Annotated in this window: 21 protein-coding genes; 11 read left to right on the top strand and 10 right to left on the bottom strand. The window is 38.2% G+C overall.

The features are described from left to right. Positions 1–143: 143 nt before the first annotated feature. Positions 144–1,379 (bottom strand): PucR family transcriptional regulator, encoded by a 1,236-nt coding sequence (locus tag ACNHOZ_RS21145; protein ID WP_048021696.1) that lies wholly within the window; start codon positions 1,377–1,379, stop codon positions 144–146. 396 nt (positions 1,380–1,775) lie between these two features. Here ACNHOZ_RS21145 and gndA point away from each other — a divergent pair, with 396 nt between their 5' ends. After that, positions 1,776–3,188 (top strand): NADP-dependent phosphogluconate dehydrogenase, encoded by a 1,413-nt coding sequence (gndA, locus tag ACNHOZ_RS21140; protein ID WP_048021698.1) that lies wholly within the window; start codon positions 1,776–1,778, stop codon positions 3,186–3,188. 42 nt (positions 3,189–3,230) lie between these two features. Here the strand turns inward: gndA and zwf are convergent, their stop codons facing one another. Together zwf and ACNHOZ_RS21130 are read right to left on the bottom strand one after the other, a co-directional pair. Further along, complete coding sequence (gene zwf / locus ACNHOZ_RS21135; protein WP_013085508.1) at positions 3,231–4,733, bottom strand: glucose-6-phosphate dehydrogenase; 1,503 nt, start codon at positions 4,731–4,733, stop codon at positions 3,231–3,233. 305 nt (positions 4,734–5,038) lie between these two features. Continuing rightward, complete coding sequence (locus ACNHOZ_RS21130) at positions 5,039–5,485, bottom strand: staygreen family protein (protein ID WP_013085507.1); 447 nt, start codon at positions 5,483–5,485, stop codon at positions 5,039–5,041. Between the two features lie 177 nt (positions 5,486–5,662). Between ACNHOZ_RS21130 and ACNHOZ_RS21125 the strand changes: the two genes are divergently transcribed. From ACNHOZ_RS21125 to ACNHOZ_RS21115, 3 genes are all read left to right on the top strand, one after another. Beyond that, positions 5,663–6,337 (top strand): uracil-DNA glycosylase, encoded by a 675-nt coding sequence (locus ACNHOZ_RS21125; RefSeq protein WP_028411955.1) that lies wholly within the window; start codon positions 5,663–5,665, stop codon positions 6,335–6,337. Positions 6,338–6,440: 103 nt separating this feature from the next. After that, positions 6,441–6,758: a YwdI family protein gene (locus ACNHOZ_RS21120; protein WP_048021701.1), complete on the top strand. Its 318-nt coding sequence runs from the start codon at positions 6,441–6,443 to the stop codon at positions 6,756–6,758. A 15-nt stretch (positions 6,759–6,773) separates the two neighbouring features. Beyond that, a complete protein-coding gene (locus ACNHOZ_RS21115; RefSeq protein WP_034264472.1) occupies positions 6,774–7,145 on the top strand; it encodes a DUF423 domain-containing protein in 372 nt (123 codons plus the stop codon). 24 nt (positions 7,146–7,169) lie between these two features. On the opposite strand, the gene gerQ is transcribed toward ACNHOZ_RS21115, so the two are convergent. The 3 genes from gerQ to hemQ all read right to left on the bottom strand — a co-directional run bounded on the left by gerQ (position 7,170) and on the right by hemQ (position 8,998). After that, positions 7,170–7,649, bottom strand: a complete 480-nt coding sequence (gene gerQ / locus ACNHOZ_RS21110; RefSeq protein WP_013059855.1) for a spore coat protein GerQ — start codon at positions 7,647–7,649, stop codon at positions 7,170–7,172. A 26-nt stretch (positions 7,650–7,675) separates the two neighbouring features. Next, positions 7,676–8,098 carry a cell wall hydrolase gene (locus ACNHOZ_RS21105; protein WP_016765947.1) on the bottom strand — a complete coding sequence of 141 codons (423 nt, stop codon included), beginning with the start codon at positions 8,096–8,098 and terminating at the stop codon, positions 7,676–7,678. 156 nt (positions 8,099–8,254) lie between these two features. After that, complete coding sequence (gene hemQ / locus ACNHOZ_RS21100; RefSeq protein ID WP_013059854.1) at positions 8,255–8,998, bottom strand: hydrogen peroxide-dependent heme synthase; 744 nt, start codon at positions 8,996–8,998, stop codon at positions 8,255–8,257. Between the two features lie 276 nt (positions 8,999–9,274). Here hemQ and pta point away from each other — a divergent pair, with 276 nt between their 5' ends. After that, entirely contained in the window at positions 9,275–10,246 is a 972-nt protein-coding gene (gene pta, locus ACNHOZ_RS21095; RefSeq protein WP_013059853.1) for a phosphate acetyltransferase, read from the top strand. Positions 10,247–10,277: 31 nt separating this feature from the next. On the opposite strand, the gene ACNHOZ_RS21090 is transcribed toward pta, so the two are convergent. Together ACNHOZ_RS21090 and ACNHOZ_RS21085 are read right to left on the bottom strand one after the other, a co-directional pair. Next, entirely contained in the window at positions 10,278–11,129 is an 852-nt protein-coding gene (locus ACNHOZ_RS21090; RefSeq protein ID WP_048021703.1) for a lipoate--protein ligase family protein, read from the bottom strand. Positions 11,130–11,257: 128 nt separating this feature from the next. Beyond that, a complete protein-coding gene (locus tag ACNHOZ_RS21085; protein ID WP_048021705.1) occupies positions 11,258–11,932 on the bottom strand; it encodes an RsfA family transcriptional regulator in 675 nt (224 codons plus the stop codon). Positions 11,933–12,133: 201 nt separating this feature from the next. Here ACNHOZ_RS21085 and ACNHOZ_RS21080 point away from each other — a divergent pair, with 201 nt between their 5' ends. The 3 genes from ACNHOZ_RS21080 to ACNHOZ_RS21070 all read left to right on the top strand — a co-directional run bounded on the left by ACNHOZ_RS21080 (position 12,134) and on the right by ACNHOZ_RS21070 (position 14,392). Beyond that, positions 12,134–12,358 (top strand): DUF1450 domain-containing protein, encoded by a 225-nt coding sequence (locus tag ACNHOZ_RS21080; RefSeq protein WP_013059850.1) that lies wholly within the window; start codon positions 12,134–12,136, stop codon positions 12,356–12,358. A gap of 193 nt (positions 12,359–12,551) precedes the next feature. Continuing rightward, entirely contained in the window at positions 12,552–13,859 is a 1,308-nt protein-coding gene (locus ACNHOZ_RS21075) for an HD domain-containing protein (RefSeq protein WP_013059849.1), read from the top strand. A 23-nt stretch (positions 13,860–13,882) separates the two neighbouring features. Next, complete coding sequence (locus ACNHOZ_RS21070) at positions 13,883–14,392, top strand: YwgA family protein (protein ID WP_013085498.1); 510 nt, start codon at positions 13,883–13,885, stop codon at positions 14,390–14,392. 47 nt (positions 14,393–14,439) lie between these two features. Here the strand turns inward: ACNHOZ_RS21070 and ACNHOZ_RS21065 are convergent, their stop codons facing one another. Then, on the bottom strand, positions 14,440–14,625 hold the full coding sequence (locus ACNHOZ_RS21065) for a 2-hydroxymuconate tautomerase (RefSeq protein ID WP_013085497.1): 186 nt from the start codon (positions 14,623–14,625) through the stop codon (positions 14,440–14,442). Positions 14,626–14,898: 273 nt separating this feature from the next. Between ACNHOZ_RS21065 and ACNHOZ_RS21060 the strand changes: the two genes are divergently transcribed. Both ACNHOZ_RS21060 and ACNHOZ_RS21055 read left to right on the top strand, forming a co-directional pair. After that, positions 14,899–15,546, top strand: a complete 648-nt coding sequence (locus tag ACNHOZ_RS21060) for a site-2 protease family protein (RefSeq protein WP_028411960.1) — start codon at positions 14,899–14,901, stop codon at positions 15,544–15,546. Positions 15,547–15,562: 16 nt separating this feature from the next. Beyond that, positions 15,563–16,075 carry a YwhD family protein gene (locus ACNHOZ_RS21055; RefSeq protein WP_013085495.1) on the top strand — a complete coding sequence of 171 codons (513 nt, stop codon included), beginning with the start codon at positions 15,563–15,565 and terminating at the stop codon, positions 16,073–16,075. A 38-nt stretch (positions 16,076–16,113) separates the two neighbouring features. On the opposite strand, the gene ACNHOZ_RS21050 is transcribed toward ACNHOZ_RS21055, so the two are convergent. Continuing rightward, positions 16,114–18,180 (bottom strand): transglycosylase domain-containing protein, encoded by a 2,067-nt coding sequence (locus ACNHOZ_RS21050; RefSeq protein WP_048021707.1) that lies wholly within the window; start codon positions 18,178–18,180, stop codon positions 16,114–16,116. Positions 18,181–18,446: 266 nt separating this feature from the next. Here ACNHOZ_RS21050 and speE point away from each other — a divergent pair, with 266 nt between their 5' ends. Then, the gene (gene speE / locus ACNHOZ_RS21045) at positions 18,447–19,274 is read left to right on the top strand and encodes a spermidine synthase (protein ID WP_013059843.1); all 828 of its coding nucleotides are present in this window, start codon (positions 18,447–18,449) and stop codon (positions 19,272–19,274) included. The last annotated feature ends 17 nt before the right edge of the window (positions 19,275–19,291 follow it).

Below are 19,291 nucleotides of genomic sequence, written 5' to 3'. Positions count from 1 at the left end.
AATGTAACCGCTTACTTATCAGAATTTTTAATTTTTATGTCAGGTTATCTAACATTGTTAAGGGAAGAAAACATAAAAAAAGAGCTATTTATTTATCGGAAAATAAATAAATAGCTTTCTGTTAAAAAATATAACATTATCTGTTATTTTTTATATTTCATTAACTTAATATCAATATAAAGAGTCATTTTTTGATTAACATCCTTTAAATTGATATCACCAATCTCTGAAATTCGCTTTAATCGATAGCTAAGTGTATTCATATGCACATTTAATTCTTTGGCTGCTTCATTAATATTGTTATCATTATTTAAAAATACTTCAAGAGTCTCCACCAAGTTACTATTATGACGAAGGTCATAATCAGTTAGCTTCTTTAAAGAATGGTTTTCAAATTGATCTTGAATGCGCTTGTCTAAAATAACATCTAGAAATTGATAAATACCTAATTCTTGATAGTTAATAATCTCTTTTGTTTCTTCTGGAAACTTACTTTTCATATCTAATACGTTCAAAGCTTCTTTATAGCTTTTTTCGATATGATCGTGCGATGAATAAATACTGCTGCAGCTGGCTTTAATTTGAGTAACATCAAAGCGTTCATGCATGTTTCCTCTAAAATAGTCTACAAAATCTCGCTGTTCATCAAGAGGATTTTCAACCGCATCCAAAGAAAGCAGTAAGATTAAATCATTGCAATCAATCGTATAAAGAACGATTTTTAAGCGGTGCATTGTTTTCAACATATACGAAATTTGGCGTTCAGCTTCAGGCGTAATATCTTCTTGGAAGCGGAAGATAGCAATGGAAAACGCTGATGGAGCCGTAATTTGAGCTTCATAAAACGCTTCTGAAATTTCTTGGCGAGACTTAATGTGGCCAGTTAATAATTTCCAGAAAAATTCCTGTGAGCGCTCTTCTCGTTTGTATTTTCGAATTTGAAGCTGCAGCAATTTGTTTTTTAATACATTCGCAGCTTTTTTTAATAGCTCCACTTCTTCATCGCCTAAGGCTTTCTCAATTTCCACAGCCCAAATGAATCCTAGAACTTCTTCATTTTTCCAGATAGAAATGGCTATACGATCTCCAAGCCCGATTTCATTTATATTTTTCACACGCACAGGTTCATTTGTCTCAAGCAGTTTCGGAATAATGCCTTCTTTCCATAAGTTGTTAATGACTTTTTCCGGAACTCTTCTTCCAATAATCGTAGCAATACGCGCTTGGTCCGTTCTTTCATCATGGGTGCTGTAAGCTAGTAAGCGATGATTAGCATCTTCAATCGTAATAGGGCAGTTCAATACCTCGCTAATGCGATCAGCAAATTCTTCAAGCGTATCAAAATTTTCTTTGAACGGATCTTTGATTGGTTTTGTCATATATAAAATCCCTCTTCATAAAACAAAATAAGTACTAGTGCAGCTTTTTTAGCTACAGTAAATATAGTAAAACGGTAACAACCGTGTTGATCATCAATTCATTGAAATGATTAACTGCTTAATATTTTAACAAAAGTAATTGTTTAAGAAAATGTTAAAATGCGTCTAAAGGTAGTTAAGAATGCACGGATGATTAGTAACTGCGTTCATTTCACTTATTTTATCGAAATTTTCTTCAAAATAATCAATGTTCGGTGAGCATGATTCTTTTCAAATGTGTATAATAAAACGTATGATTATGGTTATATCAAACTTGAATCTGTAACTTTCTTTATGATATGTTCAGTTACGATTAGGTTGACCAATTCATATTACACATGAAGGGAAGAATTTAACATGGCAAAACAACAAATCGGTGTTATCGGTTTAGCGGTTATGGGGAAAAACTTGGCGCTAAACATTGAGAGCAGAGGCTATTCTGTTTCAGTTTATAACCGCTCTCCTGAAAAGACAGAAGAGTTCCTAAAAACAGAAGCAGAAGGTAAAAATTTTGCAGGTACATACAGTGTGGAAGAGTTTATTAATTCTCTTGAAAAACCGCGTAAAATTTTATTAATGGTTAAAGCTGGTGCTGCTACAGATGCAACAATTGATTCGTTAAAACCATACTTAGAAAAAGGCGACATTTTAATCGATGGCGGAAATACATTCTTCCAGGATACAATTCGTCGTAACAAAGAGCTAGAAGAATTAGGTATCCATTTCATCGGTACAGGCGTATCCGGCGGAGAAGAAGGCGCATTAAAAGGACCTTCAATCATGCCTGGCGGACAAAAAGAAGCATATGAACTTGTAAAACCAATCTTAACAGCTATTTCAGCGAAAGTTAAAGGCGATGATTGCTGCACATACATTGGACCAAATGGTGCAGGTCACTACGTAAAAATGGTTCATAACGGCATCGAGTATGGCGATATGCAGTTAATTTGTGAAGCATACTTCATCATGAAAAACGTATTAGGCTTAGAAACAGATGAATTACATGAAGTATTTGCTGAATGGAATAAAGGCGAGCTAGATAGCTACTTAATTGAAATCACAGCTGATATCTTTACGAAAAAAGATGAAGAAACAGGTAAAGCACTTGTAGACGTTATTTTAGATACTGCAGGTCAAAAAGGTACAGGTAAATGGACAAGCCAAAGTGCGCTTGATTTAGGTGTACCACTACCAATCATTACGGAATCTGTATTTGCACGCTTTATTTCAGCTATGAAAGAAGAACGTGTAAAAGCAAGCAAAGTATTGAGCGGTCCAAATGCAGCTTCATTTGAAGGCGATAAAACCGAATTAGTAGAAGCAATTCGTAAAGCATTGTACATGAGTAAAATTTGTTCATATGCGCAAGGGTTTGCTCAAATGAAAGCAGCTTCTGAAGAATATGACTGGAATTTACAGTACGGTGATATTGCGATGATCTTCCGCGGTGGTTGTATCATCCGTGCACAATTCTTACAAAAAATCAAAGAAGCTTACGATCGCGATGCAGATCTAACAAACTTATTGTTAGACCCATACTTCAAGGATATCGTAGAAGGCTATCAGTCGGCTCTTCGTGAAGTTATTTCAATTGCGGTTAAACAAGGTATTCCTGTACCAAGTTTCTCAAGTGCATTAGCTTACTATGACAGCTACCGTACAGAAACGCTACCAGCGAACCTTTTACAAGCGCAACGTGACTACTTCGGAGCTCACACATATCAACGTGTTGATAAAGAGGGCGTATTCCATACTGAGTGGTTAAAATAAAAAACAAGAAAAGCAGCTGTATACTACAGCTGCTTTTTTTGTTTACTCTTTAGGTGAGAAGTTGTCTTCTCCGACTGGCCACCAGTGGAAACCGTCTTCAGCAAGCAATGCGTCTGATTCTTTTGGTCCCATTGAACCTGATTCGTAGTTCGGGAAGTTTTGTGCTTTTGTGCTTTCCCATGCTTCTGAGATAGTATCAACAAATTTCCAAGAAAGGGCTACTTCATCCCAGTGAGTAAAGTTCGTTGCATCTCCAAGCATGCAATCATAAATAAGGCGTTCATAAGCTTCCGGTGTATTCATTTTATCTCCACAGTTATTGCAATAGTTCAAGTTAATCGGTGTGGATGATGTGGCACCTGGCGTTTTACGCGCGTTCAAGTGAAGCGTAATGCCTTCTTCCGGTTGGATATGAATGACAAGCAAGTTTGGATGAATTTCTTTATCTTTATTGAAGTACAGGTTCATTGGTAAGTCTTTGAACTGTACAACAATTGTCGTTGCTTTTTCTTTCATGCGTTTACCTGTACGGATATAAATCGGTACGCCAGCCCATCTGAAGTTATCAATCATAAGCTTACCAGATACAAATGTAGCGGTATTAGACTCAGGATCAACCGAGTTTCCTTCGCGATAGCCGATAACTTCTTCTCCTTCAAGTACACCTTTGCCGTATTGACCTCGTACAAAATAATCATCTACTTCATCCACTGATAAAGAGCGAAGAGCACGCAATACTTTTACTTTTTCACTGCGAATTTCTTCCGGTGTTAATTTAATCGGCGGTTCCATTGCAAGTAGGGCCACCATTTGAAGCATATGGTTTTGTACCATATCTCGAAGGGCACCTGAAGATTCATAGTAACGGCCACGGTCTTCTACACCAAGCGTCTCACTAGACGTAATTTGGATGTTTGAAATGTATTGGTTGTTCCACATCGGTTCAAATAGAGCATTTGCAAAACGGATAACTTCGATATTTTGCACCATTTCTTTACCGAGATAGTGGTCGATACGATAAATTTGATCTTCCTTAAATGCATGGCGAATTTGTTCATTTAATTCTTTAGCAGAAGGATAATCATGGCCAAACGGCTTTTCAATGACTAGGCGGCTCCAGCCTTCTGTTTGTGTTAAACCTTCATTTTTTAAATTCGAAGCAATCGTTCCGAAAAATTCAGGTGCCATTGCTAGATAGAAAATACGATTTCCAGGCACGTTGTATTGCTCATCAAGGCTTTCTGTTAGGCTTTTTAATTCTTGATAAGAAGCGACATCTGTTACGTCAAACGGTTGGTAATAAAAATGTGAAGCAAACTTTTCAATGTCAGCGTCACTGTTTTTGAAACTGCTCACTGATTTTTTTACATTTTCGCGTAATTCGTCATTAGTCCAAGGTCTTCTTGCGACACCAACAACAGCGAAATCTTCCGATAGTTTGTTCGCTTTATATAAGCGGAAAATAGAGGGGAATAACTTACGTTTTGCTAAATCACCTGTAGCGCCAAAAATTACGATAATGGATTTTGGTTGTACATTTGTCATTACTTCTAGGACCTCACTTTGTCGTAGTTACGTTCAATTTTTTTCCGCTTTAACAGACAACACTTAAATGAAATCTGGGGATTCATTGCCCGTTAAACTCGGCCTTTATAAACAAACGAATGATTGCTTGTTTACCTTTTCCTTTATGTATAGAACTACTAATAAATTGTAACGATTTTAAAGGGTTAACGCAAATAGATTAAAACAATTTGTAGTTATTATTCCATGTTTTTAACAAGTTTAAAAGTATTTTGTTTCGAATACGGAGAAAAAGCTACCGTTATTTTAACAGTAGCTTTTCTCATTTATTTATATTGATACAGGGAACCGATAGATTTTTTTGTTGAAAATGGCAGCTCAGGGCTATCGGCAATGATAAAAATAGGACAGTGCATTAAAAGTGGATGTTTTTCGAAAAAGGAAGCATCAGCGTGATAGATAGACGATAGAATAACAGGGAGTTGTTCTAAAAAGTGAAGGTAGCGTGTAATGGTTTCATCTGTTGATGTATGCGCACCGATGTAATAATACACAGTAAGGGAATAAAAACCTTTATCGAAGACGAAGGATGCTAAATATTCGTTCCGCTCTTTTTGCATATGATCGTAGGCAAATTCAATGCCGATTTGAATGGAAGGAACAGAAGTGTGTTGACCTGGGAAAACGGTGTATTTTCTTGGTATCATTGGTTCAACGGGTGTAACACCCAGGCTGTAGGTTACGTCTATTTGGTGGGGATTGCTGATGATCATATGGAATCCCTCCTTTAATATAAAAATACACTCTTTATAAGTGTATACAAAGTTTCATTGAACATGACAATATTAAAATATGCCCAGGCTCTCAGCGTATTTAAAGCAGGCAACGTTTGAGCAGGCGGCAGAGTTTACGATAAAATAACAAAAAAGATTATTATGAGGTGATAAGCAATGAGTATTTTAAAAAATGACTGGGCTCCTTTATTAGAAGAAGAATTTCAAAAAGACTATTACATACAGCTTCGAGAATTTTTAGTGGATGAATATAATCACCACACCATTTATCCTGATAAATATGATATTTTTAACGCTTTACACTATACGGATTATAAAAATGTAAAAGTTGTCATATTGGGACAAGATCCTTATCATGGACCAAATCAAGCGCATGGACTGAGCTTCTCTGTTCAACCAGGAGTCAAAACACCGCCTTCTTTAGTGAATATTTACAAAGAGCTGAAAAATGAAATGGACTATCACATTCCGAATAACGGTTATTTAGTCAAATGGGCAGAACAAGGTGTTCTTTTGCTTAACACTGTTTTGACGGTTAGAAGAGGGGAAGCGAATTCTCACAAAGGAAAAGGATGGGAACAGCTGACGGACCGCATTATTGAATTAGTGGCACAAAAAGAGGAGCCGGTCGTGTTTTTGCTGTGGGGCAAACATGCACAAGCTAAAAAAGAGCTCATTCATCATTCACACCATTTAATTTTGGAAAGCCCGCATCCTAGCCCATTTTCAGCTAATCGAGGCTTTTTTGGCAATAATCATTTTCAACGAGCAAATGAGTTTTTGCTCCAACACGGACGTCAATCCATCGATTGGCAAATTGATGATGTGTAAAAGTGAGCATTTCATGAAGATTAGCTTCAGACATAGCCTCCTATTTCATCTTTTGATAAAATAGCTGTATAAAGTCATATTGAATGTAAGATGAGGTGTCTACATGGATATAAAAATGGCGCAGCTCCTTGATAAAATTAGTGCAGAAGTACAAAAAGCGAAGCACCATTCGAATAGTGGGAACGTTCGAGATCAATTGGTTGCTATCAAAGCACTGTGTGAGCTTGCATTAGATCAAAATGGAGAGGTTTCAGCATCGAAACCTGTCTCGGTTTCAAAACCTGTTGTCATGTCTTCACCGGAAATTATGCAATCGCCTGAGATTATGCAGCAACAGATTATTCAGTCATCCAAACCTAATTTTGAAGGAACGAAATTGAAATCAGATGATGCAAACGGCGATAGTTTGTTTGATTTCTAAAGTGAGGAGAAAAAAATGAAACTATTTTTAATAATCGGTGCAATCAATGCGATGTTAGCGGTTGCTCTTGGTGCTTTTGGAGCACACGGGTTAGAAGGGAAAATCTCAGAGAAGTATTTAGAGGTATGGAAAACAGGAGTGCAGTACCAGATGTTCCATGCAATAGGACTATTTGTCATTGCGTTTCTATTAAGCAAATTTCCTCAGTCTTCTTTGTTAACAGCTTCGGGCTGGATTATGTTTGCAGGGATTGTGCTGTTTTCAGGCAGTCTCTATGTATTAAGTACGTCCGGTATTAAAGTTCTTGGCGCGATTACTCCGCTAGGTGGAGTTGCATTTATTGTGGCTTGGATTTTAATTGTTGTTGCAGCTGTAAAATGGCTATAAAAAAACCCCTGAAAAGGGGTTTTTTTAACGCGGAGAATAATTGCTCAACTGCTGTCCTCCACCGCTAAACGGATAATTATATTTGATTGGACCCTCAAAAGTAATGTAATCGAGATAAACCATAAGCAGTAAATAGCGGGTGCCAGTTTGCGGATCACTTAAAATGATATGATCGCGTCCGGCTGCTTCAATTTCTCCTCTAAAGACCTTCGCGTTCCACTGCGTATTATTTTCAAACGTCATATATACAGTCGCTATTTTTCCTCGATTCAAACGTAAAATATTTTCAATATATGATTCTTCAATGGGCAGTTGATTTGGGTCTTGCGGGGCACCACTGCCTCCAGAAGAGGTAGGGGGCGGACCTCCTTGGCTTTGCCCTTGAACCTGCTGGCCGCCTGGCTGGGGCTGCTGCGGCTGAGGCATATAATAAGGGTAGTTTGGACTCATATACGGATTTTGCATATATTGCTGTTGCGGTTGATTAGACTTTGGTTTTTTCATAGGAACCTCCTTCAAACAAAAAGAAATTAGTAAACTCCTGGACAATCAGCTTGAGTTGGTGCAAAGAAACAGTGAGATTTAAATCGTCCTGTGTTATTTTGGTTATACCATTGAGCAGGACAGTCGCCGCTGGGCTTGAAAAACCACAGTGAGTTTTCCGCGGGGTTAAAACGTTCCCCTCTTAATACACGTCGTGCAAGTGTAATTTCAGACTGGCGGGCACGCTGATAAAAGTAGCCTTTTTGAGTTGCTTCAAATCCGCCTGGGTTTTGAAATACCATCTGACGAATGGTTCTTATATTTCTAAAATCCAAACAGGGAGCTTTAGCGCGGTTCACGCCTACATTTCCTACCAGTAACATCCCTTGTTTTCCTTCACTTTCAGCTTCAGCTCGAATGAGTCTGGCTAGGAGCTTAACATCTTCTTCGTTGTGTGCAACGACTGCCATTATCCCACCTCGCTTACTTGTGACACTGTTGTATATATATGGTCCTGTAGATGCGAATATGCCATGGGTAGAAAATAAAAAAACCTGTTTCCAAGTGGAAACAGGTTTTTTATATACTAAATTTTATAAAAGAGATGAACGCTTTTACAACTTAGTTTAAACGTGTAAAAAGCGTGCAATAGCTTCTTCTTTTAATAAATTTCCGACAAAGAAGCTGCCAAATTCCCCGTAGCGAGCACTTACTTCGTCAAAACGCATTTCGTATACTAATTTTTTAAATTGAAGAACGTCATCTGCAAAAAGAGTAACGCCCCACTCATAATCATCAAACCCAACAGAACCCGTAATGATTTGCTTTACTTTTCCAGCGTATTGACGTCCAATCATTCCGTGGCTGCGCATTAAGCTGCGTCGTTCTTCCATAGGAAGCATGTACCAATTGTCATTTCCTTGACGACGTTTATCCATTGGATAAAAGCAAACGTGACTCGCTTTTGGTAAAGTTGGATATAGTCTAGCTTGGATTTGAGGATTTTCATAAGGATCCTCCCCAGCAGGTAAGTAGTTGCTTAATTCAACTACTGATACATATGAATAAGTAGGAATGGTAAACTCAGCAAGCTTTGTTTTGTTAAATTCTGTTTCAATTTCATTTAGTTCTTCCATAGTAGGACGAACAAGCATTAGCATAAAATCTGCTTTTTGGCCGACAATGGTATATAAAGCATGACTGCCTTGCTTTTCAGCTTCAGTTCCTTTCCATTTCTCAATCAAACCTAAAAATTCATGGATGGCCGCTTGGCGATCGTCGCTTGATAACTGCTTCCAAGCGCCCCAATCGATTGAACGGAAATCATGAAGTGCATACCAACCGTCTAATGTTTGTGCTGCTTCTGCCATTTCGTTTCACTCCTATTGTCCGATTATGATAAATTCCAATTCTACTATATCATAGTTTGTCCGAAGAACTGGAATGAAAAACCTGTGATTTTGTGACTAAACTTTAAACAATTGTTGCAAAGTAAAAACAGGTTTTATTTTGAGTGTTAGCGGAAAATTAAGAATTAAAAGACTTTTTCGTAATCATGGATTCTTGAAGGACATGCCTTTGATTTTTAAAAAAAGTGGAGTATCCTATTATGAGAAAAGTTTTTTACATATCGAGGAGGATTTACTTTGAGTGATTTATTTACAGGTTTAAAACAAAAAGTATCAGCTAGCGATGTATCAATCGTATTCCCAGAGGGATTAGATGAGCGCGTATTAGGTGCTGTTTCTCGTTTAGCTGCCGACAATATCTTAAAGCCTATCGTTGTTGGAAATAAAGACGCGGTAGCATCAAAAGCAGCAGAATTAAACGTAAAATTAGACGGTGTTGAGGTTTTAGATCCTCAAAGCTACTCTGAATTTGATGAAATGGTGGCAGCATTTGTTGAGCGTCGTAAAGGCAAAGCAACAGAAGAAGATGCTCGCAAAATTTTATTAGATGAAAATTATTTTGGCACAATGCTTGTTCATATGAACAAAGCTGACGGTCTTGTAAGCGGAGCTGCTCATTCTACAGCAGACACAGTGCGACCTGCTCTACAAATTATCAAAACAAGACAAGGTGTTAAGAAAACATCTGGCGTATTTATCATGGTTCGCGGCGATCAAAAATACGTATTTGCTGACTGTGCAATCAATATTTCACCTGACAGCCAAGATTTAGCTGAAATTGCTATCGAAAGTGCTCGTACAGCTGAAATGTTCGATATCGATCCTCGTGTTGCTATGCTAAGCTTCTCAACAAAAGGATCAGCAAAATCTCCGGAAACAGAAAAGGTAGCAAACGCAGTAGAAATTGCAAAAGAATTAGCACCAAGCGTAACATTAGACGGCGAATTCCAATTCGACGCAGCATTTGTTCCTTCTGTAGCTGAAAAGAAAGCACCAGGTTCAGTGATCAAAGGAGATGCAAACGTATTTGTATTCCCAAGCCTTGAAGCAGGTAACATTGGTTACAAAATTGCACAGCGCTTAGGAAACTTCGAAGCAGTAGGTCCAATCTTACAAGGTCTAAACAAACCGGTAAACGATCTATCTCGCGGTTGTAACGAAGAAGATGTGTACAAGCTTGCTTTAATCACAGCTGCTCAAGCACTTTAATAAAAAAACTCCGTCCTAGGGCGGAGTTTTTTTATTCGGCTAATGAACCCAACGCTTTTTCATTGCGGTCATACATGCGCTGCAGCTGCGTCTCAAACAGCATTTGTTCGGTAGCATTTAAAGGCATATTTACAAGAGAAGAGCTCATGCTATTCAGTGTTTGCAATAAAAGCAGCATGACATCAGAAACGGTTAAATCAATCTGTAATAGTTCAGATAGAGAAGCCATTGTATGAGGCTCGATATTTGGGTATGAAAATTTAGTTTCTGTGTTTTGGAGCCCTTTTTTGTAAAACTCTTGAATGAGAGAAGCGCGTTTAGAGCCGCTTCCGTTAACGCATAAGTAAATTTGTACGGCCACACCGCCGCGAACGCGTCGCTGTGAAATGCCTGCAAATTTTTGATTGCGAATGCTCAAATCAAAGCTGCCGGGACAATAGGATCCTACGATTTCCTTCGCTTCAATTGCGGTACCGTAAGATGCAAACATGGCCTTAATCAAATCAAACATGGCTTCATAGCCACGATCAATATCAATTCCTTTTTCTGCATCTGGAAAAATTAAAGAAATGTTTAGAACATCTTGATCAAGTACGACAGCGAGGCCGCCTGAATTGCGGACGATTGTTTTATACCCTTGTTCATGTAAATAAGCTGCACCTTCAGCCAGGTGAGGGAGCTTTGTATCTTGAATGCCTAATACAATCGTATCGTGATGCACCCATGAGCGCATGACAGCTGGAGATTCACCTCTTCCAACGGTTGTACAAAGCGTGTCATCGATGGCAAAAGAATGACGGGCATCAAAATGAGGACCTAGACTGGATTGATCAATAATACGCCAAGCGGGCTGTGCTAAAAGTTTCAAACTATTCTGCTGCATATCTCAAACCCCTTTATAAACAGTAAACGAACATATTATAGCATAAAGGCGTCAGGTCATTGTCTGTAAAATAGAAAAAGAAGAAAGCAGAGCCAAGTTGGACATCCCTCTTTCTTCGTTCGTGTAGCTTATTCAGCCATTTTCTCAAGATTTCCGTTACGATCCATTTTAAACGTAGTAGAAGAACGCTCTTCTTCATCAAATAGAGCTAACTTTCGCGCACGGTTCATGATTTGCATTAATGTTTCATAGTCTTCTTGAATAGTAGTAGCATTAGCTTCGAGATGTTTAATTTGTTTTTCCAACTCTGTGTTTTTCTTAGCTAACTCTGCATTTTCTTGCATCAAGCGTTTGTTTTCGCTTTGCAATGCTTGTAAATTGCTCGCTTGATTTGGCATTGTTTGCAAGAAGCGAATAACATCAGCCATTGAAAGCTCCTCACTGCTGCTTCTTTCTACGTGTGTTTCAGGTAAGTTATATGTTGCTGTAGGCGCAGACATCATTTGTTCCACATGCTCTACAGATGCTGGTGGCGTATATAATAATTTCTTTTTGCCTTGCTCTTGTCCAAGTGCACGCATACGCTGTTTTCGCTGTTTTTTAGCTAGCTGCAGTGCTTTTTCATACTGATGGCGTACAACAGCATTCCATCTGAATCCACATGCTGCTGAAGTTCGATTTAATTCATCTCCAACTTCTTCAAACGCATTCAACTGCGTACTTCCTTCGCGGACATGGCGCAATACTGTTTCAGCTAATAATAAGTCGTTTTCTTCTGTCCAAGCATCTTGTCTATCTTTCACTTTGTTCACTCCTCTATTTTCCATGACTCATAGTAATCATGTTTTGTAGTATCATCATGTACAAAAAATCCATACTTTATACCATTTCTTCTAGGAGTATGATAGATTTTGCTTCCTTCTTTAACTTGCATCGGACTTCAAATAGGGGTAAAATACCCCTTAGACAAAATGATGAACCAATTTTGAAAGGATTGTGTCAACATGGCAAATGAATTTAGAATTTGTGATGATTGTCAGGCAACAAACGTCAAAACGTTGTTACCTCGACTTAAAAAAATAGATGAACAAGCTGAAGTACAAATCGGTTGCCAGTCTTACTGTGGACCCGGACGTAAAAAGTCATTTGCATTTGTAAATAACCGTCCTGTAGCAGCGCCAACAGAGGACGAATTAATCGAGAAGATTGAAAAAAAAGTAAAAAAATAGATAGTGAAACAATAAATAGCTGCTTTTCTGCTACTTATTTGTCGAACGAGCTTCTTACAAACAGAATCGCCTTGTTTGTTAGGTAAATCACCTTGGTTGCTTGACAAGGTGATTTTTTATTCTGAATAGGAAAATAGGAAGTGAGTGTCGAAAAATTATAGCAACAACAAAGTGAAGATAGAGAGGTATGTAAATGACATATCCTAATGAAAAACTCAGTGAAGAAAAAGTATTTAAAGATCCTGTTCACCGCTATATCCATGTAAGAGATCGTGTTATTTGGGAGCTAATTGGGACAGCCGAATTTCAAAGGCTGCGTCGTATTAGACAGCTAGGAACGACATACTTAACGTTTCATGGGGCTGAACACAGCCGTTTTAGTCATTCCTTAGGTGTTTATGAAATTGTGCGCCGTATTATTGACGACGGTTTTCAAGGACGCCCTGAATGGAATGAAGATGAGCGTCTTCTTTGTCTTTGTGCTGCTTTACTGCACGATTTAGGTCACGGTCCGTTTTCACATTCATTTGAGAAGGTTTTCCACTTAGATCATGAAGAATTTACACAAGCCATTATCGTAGGTGACACGGAGGTAAATCAAGTGTTGACGAAAGTGGGAAAGGATTTTCCTAAAAAAGTGGCCGAAGTAATCGCGAAAACATATGAAAATAAGCTTGTCGTTAGTTTAATTTCCAGTCAAATTGATGCAGATCGCATGGATTATTTGCAGCGTGATGCGTATTACACAGGAGTAAGCTACGGTCACTTTGATATGGAACGAATTCTTCGTGTTATGCGTCCTCGGGAAGACCAAGCCGTGATTAAACACAGCGGTATGCATGCGGTTGAAGATTATATTATGAGCCGCTACCAAATGTACTGGCAAGTGTATTTTCATCCTGTTACGAGAAGTGCTGAAGTTATTTTGACAAAAATTTTACATCGCGCGAAAGAGCTCCATCATCATTACTATGAGTTCAAGCAGGAGCCCACTCATTTTTATTCGATTTTTGAAGAAGAAATATCGCTAAAAGAGTATTTGAAATTAGATGAATCTGTTATTTTATTTTATTTTCAAGCATGGGAAGAAGAAGAGGATGAAATTTTATCTGATCTATGCCGAAGATTTATGAATCGTCAGCTTTTTAAATACATTGAGTTTAATCCAAATTCACAAATGAAAATGTGGATGGAGCTTACAACACTTTTTAAAAAAGCGGGCATTAACCCAGATTATTATTTAGTCGTCGATTCTTCAAGCGACCTACCATACGATTTTTATCGACCGGGTGAAGAGGAAGAACGTTTGCCGATTCATCTGTTGATGCCAAATAATGAAGTGCGTGAATTATCACGTCAGTCGGAGATTGTTGAAGCAATTTCAGGGAAAAAGAGAACCGATCATAAATTATATTTTCCACAAGATCTCATTGATCAATTGTCGTCTAAGCGAAAAGTTAAAGATCAGATTATAAACTTACTAAAAGGAGATCAGAGTTAAATAGTATAGGAGTTGAAGGGGCTGTGTTAAACGATCACGCAAAGATTGTGAAAGTATTTTCCGCGGCGGGAGAAGTTGTTGGCAGAAAAAAGTTACAAAAGATGATATTTATCGGAAAAAAACTGAAGTTTCCTTTTTATGAAAAGTATAATTTTCACTTTTTTGGACCTTATTCTGAGGAATTAACGCTTCGAATTGAGGAGCTGTGTAACTTGGGCTTTTTAAGTGAAATTAAAGAGAAAAAAGGCGGGTATATGCAGTATCGTTACGTATTAACAGAAGCGGGAGAAGGATTTTTAAGTCACTATGACTTAGAGCTTCCTCACTTGCAGGAATGTATGAAGGATATGAACGAGCAAAGCTCTAAATTTTTGGAGCTCGTCTCTACGATTTTATATTTTGATAACTTACCTAAAGAAGAAGTAAAAGAAAAAGTGTTTACGTTAAAGCGTAAGCAAAACTATACAGAAGAAGACATTGCAGAAGCATACGAATATATTGAAAAACTTCAGGCAACTCTGTCTGTACATTAAAAAGATGCCATAGGTCAACTCCTATGGCATTTTTTTTTATGTAGGCGTTATTGATCGCTCATGCGCTTGCCCGCTACAGCGTAATGGTTTTTAGACATTTCTTCGATGATAATCGATACTTTTTCAGGTGATGCACCTGTTGTTTCTACAACAGCATCCGTTACTTTTTCAACAAGAGCTCTTTTTTGATCATCTGTACGGCCCTCAAGCATCTTAACAGTTACAACTGGCATAATGTGTACACTCCTTTTTGGTCAGTATATGATTAGTGTACCCGTTTTCTGAATAAAATGACAGTATGAGGTAGTGATGCAGGTCATAATCTGTAGTATACTTTTTATCATAACATCGATGCTAAAAACCAGGTGGGGCCATAGGGAGCCCATGTCTGGTTTTTGAGACCTTTGAGGCCATATTCAAGAAGTCTTGTATCCTTCTTCGTAAGCAAACGGTTTATTTAGTAGATATGATGTGTAGAAATTATTTTAAAATAAAGGAGATAAAGAGTGGAACATTTTTTAGCTTTTTCATTGCAAGACCTTCCTTACGTGGTGATGACCCTTATTGTTGCATTCACACTGCATGAGTTTGCACATGCGTATGTAGCTTATTTATTTGGAGACCACACGGCTAAAAAGCAAGGAAGGCTAACGCTTTCTCCGCTGGCACATTTAGATCCATTTGGAACGCTTTTGTTAATTATCGCAGGTTTTGGGTGGGCGAAGCCGGTTCCTGTTAATCGCTATTTCTTTAAAAAGCCTCGTTTAGCTGGTATTCTAGTATCGATAGCGGGACCGTTTAGCAACTTGTTGTTGGCATTTATCGGCTTGCTTATTTACTATTTGATGAACAATGCCGCAGTGGACAACGATGCGCTTTATCGTTTTTTTACATTATTTATTCAAATAAACCTAACACTAGGTGTATTTAACTTGTTGCCTTTTCCGCCTTTAGACGGCTACCGCGTGATTGAAGATCTCGTTCCGCCGTCTACGCGAGCCAAAATGACGCAGTATGAGTCTTGGGGTATTTTTGTATTTTTGATTCTTGTGATTACACCTCTGGATCGAATTGTAATCTGGCCGCTTCTAAACGGAGCAGCAACGTTTGTGATGAATATCTTTCAGCAGATATTAGCACCACTGATTTACTAAATAGAGGAGGCTTACTATGACTCAGCCAAAAAAGAAAAGTATAGGATTTAATATCATAAAAGACGATTCAACCGACGGCCACGGCGGCTACGGGGTTGGAGCGTTAAGTTTAGAAAACATTTCACCGGTTTTTGTTTGCCCAAGCGATGAAGAAGTATTTGTCGATATTGGTGCGATGCATGCCAGAAGTGTAGTAGAAAAAGGAATTAAGTTCTTACCGAATAAAGACGAGGTGCCAAACGGCAAGTTATATTGGCTTGTATGGGTAACGATTGATCGCAAGCAAGAAGGACCTTACTACGCAGGTATGACAGCATGTGAAATGACCGTTGATCGTGAAATTCGCCGCGGCTATAAGTCACTTCCTGAACATGTAAACAAAATGGATAAATCCTTAAAACGACGCATTATGGTAGAAGAAATGGATAACAAGTCTAAGGCTTTGCTTCGTGAGTTTTTGAAGTCTCATAATGAAGAAATCTGGACGTTATCTAATGATGACTTAAAAGAAGCGCTTCAAACATCGTAATGCTAAAAAAAGCTTAAGGCCAAGGCCTTAAGCTTTTTTTAATCAAACCATTTTGGGAACCAGTGAAATTTTTTACCTTCTGTTTCACGCTCTTTTTTCTTCGTTTTTACTGCATGATCGATGTGATCAGTACAATATGTTTTAGGCTGTGTTCCAGTTAAATAATAAGCTTTATATTGAACAGGACATGATTTGGATGCTAACTTTCCATTTTGAGGATTAATGTTGACGCTCATTAATCCGTTTGGTGCTTTAAACTTTTCTTTTTTCTTCCCTTTTAAAGCATCTTCCATAAATAGCGCCCACATTTTTTTTGCGTATCCTTTTTCAGCTACATCATCCATTGTCCTTCCTTGATCATATCCAACCCAAACGCCTGAAACGAGCTGAGGAGAGTAGCCAATCATCCAGCTATCCGTAGAGGTTGTGCCGGATTTTCCCGCGTAAGGACGAGATACATATTTAGAAATAGGCTTTCCTGTGACGGTTGTATAGCCATTTAGCTTTTGATTAAACATGCCTGTCATTAAATGGGTAGTAAGAAAAGCATAGCGTTTATCAATGACTTGTTTCCGTTCAGAAGGAGCTTGATAAACAACTTCTCCGTCATGGGTTTCAATTCGTTTAATAAATGTTGGACGAATTTCTTTTCCGCCATTAGCAAAGATGCCGTACGCATTAACCATATCAATGACTTTGACAGGTGAAGTTCCAAGAGCTAAAGATGGAACTTTCTTTAAAGGTGATGATATACCAAGTGTTTTAGCGGTTTCGATCAAGCGATTTTCCCCAATGAACAAATGCGTTTTGACCGCATAAATATTGTCTGAAAGTGCGATGGCTTGAGCCATTGTAATAGGCGCATCTGCATAATAATTGTGATAGTTACTAGGCGTGTATGTCGAAACACCATCTTCTAATTTGAACGTCGTTTCTTCACTTTTCATTGGAGTGGATTCAGTAAAACCATCTTTTAATGCCGCATAGTATAAAAATGGCTTCATCGTTGAGCCAGGCTGTCTTACTGCTTGAGTAGCGCGGTTAAACGGGCTCTTTTCATAATCTCTTCCACCAATAAGAGCTTTCACTTGTCCATTTTGAGGATTCATCGCAACAAATGCACTTTGTACGTCTGAAGAGCTGCTGATAACATCTTTCATTTTTTCTTCTGCCGTTCGCTGCATCTTTTCGTCCAGCGTTGTATAAACGCGAAGTCCATTTGTATAAACCATGGTTTCATCAATGCCTAAATCTTGCTTTAATTCTGCTAGCGCTGCATCCATAAAGTAAGAAGCGTCTTCTTTGTTAGGATCTTTTTCAGCAGGCTTTGAAAATGCTAGGGGAGTTACCAGCGCTTTTGTTGCTTGCTTCGACGTAATAATTCCATCCTCTTTCATGAGAGATAAAATGATATTTTGTCGTTTTTTTGCATTTTCCTGATGAATAAGAGGAGAGTAGTAGCTAGGGCCTTTTGGAATACCGGCTAACATACTCGCTTCACTTAACGTCAAATTTTTGGCGTGCTTATCAAAGTACAGCCTAGCTGCCGCTTCAATTCCATAAGCTCCATGGCCGTAGTAAATCGTATTCATGTAGCCTTCTAGAATTTGGTCTTTGCTATAATTCATTTCTAACCGAATCGTATACAGAGCTTCTTGAAGCTTTCGAGTCCACGTTTTGTCGTGCTCTAAAAACAAGTTTCGTGCATACTGCTGAGTAATAGTACTCGCACCTTGTACTTTTCCCATAGCTTTTATATCAGCTACAATTGCTCCGGCGATTCGATGCATATCAAAGCCGTGATGCTCATAGAAGCGCTTATCTTCAACGGCTAAAGTCGCATCTTTTACGTAAGGTGAAATTTGATTAAGTGAAACCCAGTAGCGCTTTTGTCCATTGTGAACTTCATCAAGAACTTTACCGTTTGCTGAGTAGAAAACAGCTGTTTGAGAAACGTTTAGCGGAGGGGGGCCAGCGATTTTGGCGTAGAGAAAGATGCTTATGTAGGCAAACAACAATAAAGCCCCCGCTAATATACCAAGGACGAGAAGAATTCGGAAGATGCGTCTTGCCTTTTTTAAATGTTCGGTTAATACCGTTTCCATTTCTATTCACCACCAATATGTGTCACTATGCACCATACATGTTGCTTTCAACAAAACAAAATTCTATTAAAAGAGCGGTGCAAGTAGATTCTAAAGCTTGTATCTATCATCAGTATGAAATAGAAAAGGAGGTTTTAAACCTCCATTGCTAAAAATTTTACTTGCTTTTTTGCTGAATTCATCTATACTTTTTTCATGTTTGTATAAATTATGTTAGGGTAATCTATGCATAGGTTAATTCTCAAAATAGAAGGGAAGATTTTGAAATGGAATTATGGTTCACAGAAAAGCAAACAAAGAACTTTGGTATTACAGCTAAAATTAATCGCACTTTACATACAGAGCAAACGGAGTTTCAAAAATTAGACATGGTTGAAACAGAAGAGTTTGGTAACATGCTCCTACTTGACGGTATGGTTATGACAACAGAAAAAGATGAGTTCGTTTATCATGAAATGGTTGCACATGTACCGTTATTTACGCATCCAAATCCAGAAAACGTACTAGTTGTAGGTGGAGGAGACGGAGGCGTAATCCGTGAAATCTTAAAACACCCAAGCGTAAAAAAAGCGACGTTAGTTGATATCGATGGAAAAGTTATTGAGTACTCAAAAAAATTCTTACCTTCAATTGCGGGTAAACTAGAAGATCCTCGTGTTGATGTACAAGTAGATGACGGATTTATGCACATCGCTAAAAGCGAGAACGAATATGATGTCATTTTAGTGGATTCAACAGAGCCAGTAGGTCCAGCTGTGAATTTATTTACAAAAGGATTCTATGCAGGTATCTCAAAAGCACTTAAAGAAGATGGTATCTTTGTTGCTCAATCGGACAACCCTTGGTTCACACCAGAGCTTATCTCAAATGTTCAGCGTGATGTAAGAGAAATCTTCCCGATTACACGTCTATACGTAGCAAATATTCCAACATACCCAAGCGGTTTATGGACATTTACAATGGGCTCAAAGAAACATGATCCATTGGAAGTAAGCGAAGATCGTTTCTTTGATATTGATACAAAATATTACACAAAAGAATTGCACAAAGCGGCATTTGCCTTACCTAAATTTGTGCAAGATCTTATTAAATAAGTTATCACATACAAGTG

This window comes from Priestia sp. D51, from assembly GCF_053345675.1.
The sequence above is the reverse complement of the archived record's forward strand: the minus strand, read 5'-3'. Positions and strand labels throughout refer to the sequence as shown.

What these genes read in the sequence shown, in the direction of transcription:
- ACNHOZ_RS21065 (WP_013085497.1), bottom strand. Translation starts at nt 14,625, where the DNA reads ATGCCAGTTGTAACTGTTAAGATGCTTGAGGGCCGTACAGATGATCAA.
- ACNHOZ_RS21075 (WP_013059849.1), top strand. Translation starts at nt 12,552, where the DNA reads ATGACATATCCTAATGAAAAACTCAGTGAAGAAAAAGTATTTAAAGAT.
- ACNHOZ_RS21055 (WP_013085495.1), top strand. Translation starts at nt 15,563, where the DNA reads ATGACTCAGCCAAAAAAGAAAAGTATAGGATTTAATATCATAAAAGAC.
- gerQ (WP_013059855.1), bottom strand. Translation starts at nt 7,649, where the DNA reads ATGAAAAAACCAAAGTCTAATCAACCGCAACAGCAATATATGCAAAAT.
- ACNHOZ_RS21080 (WP_013059850.1), top strand. Translation starts at nt 12,134, where the DNA reads ATGGCAAATGAATTTAGAATTTGTGATGATTGTCAGGCAACAAACGTC.
- ACNHOZ_RS21125 (WP_028411955.1), top strand. Translation starts at nt 5,663, where the DNA reads ATGAGTATTTTAAAAAATGACTGGGCTCCTTTATTAGAAGAAGAATTT.
- ACNHOZ_RS21115 (WP_034264472.1), top strand. Translation starts at nt 6,774, where the DNA reads ATGAAACTATTTTTAATAATCGGTGCAATCAATGCGATGTTAGCGGTT.
- speE (WP_013059843.1), top strand. Translation starts at nt 18,447, where the DNA reads ATGGAATTATGGTTCACAGAAAAGCAAACAAAGAACTTTGGTATTACA.
- gndA (WP_048021698.1), top strand. Translation starts at nt 1,776, where the DNA reads ATGGCAAAACAACAAATCGGTGTTATCGGTTTAGCGGTTATGGGGAAA.
- zwf (WP_013085508.1), bottom strand. Translation starts at nt 4,733, where the DNA reads ATGACAAATGTACAACCAAAATCCATTATCGTAATTTTTGGCGCTACA.
- ACNHOZ_RS21120 (WP_048021701.1), top strand. Translation starts at nt 6,441, where the DNA reads ATGGATATAAAAATGGCGCAGCTCCTTGATAAAATTAGTGCAGAAGTA.
- ACNHOZ_RS21145 (WP_048021696.1), bottom strand. Translation starts at nt 1,379, where the DNA reads ATGACAAAACCAATCAAAGATCCGTTCAAAGAAAATTTTGATACGCTT.
- ACNHOZ_RS21090 (WP_048021703.1), bottom strand. Translation starts at nt 11,129, where the DNA reads ATGCAGCAGAATAGTTTGAAACTTTTAGCACAGCCCGCTTGGCGTATT.
- ACNHOZ_RS21105 (WP_016765947.1), bottom strand. Translation starts at nt 8,098, where the DNA reads ATGGCAGTCGTTGCACACAACGAAGAAGATGTTAAGCTCCTAGCCAGA.
- hemQ (WP_013059854.1), bottom strand. Translation starts at nt 8,998, where the DNA reads ATGGCAGAAGCAGCACAAACATTAGACGGTTGGTATGCACTTCATGAT.
- ACNHOZ_RS21050 (WP_048021707.1), bottom strand. Translation starts at nt 18,180, where the DNA reads ATGGAAACGGTATTAACCGAACATTTAAAAAAGGCAAGACGCATCTTC.
- ACNHOZ_RS21130 (WP_013085507.1), bottom strand. Translation starts at nt 5,485, where the DNA reads ATGATCATCAGCAATCCCCACCAAATAGACGTAACCTACAGCCTGGGT.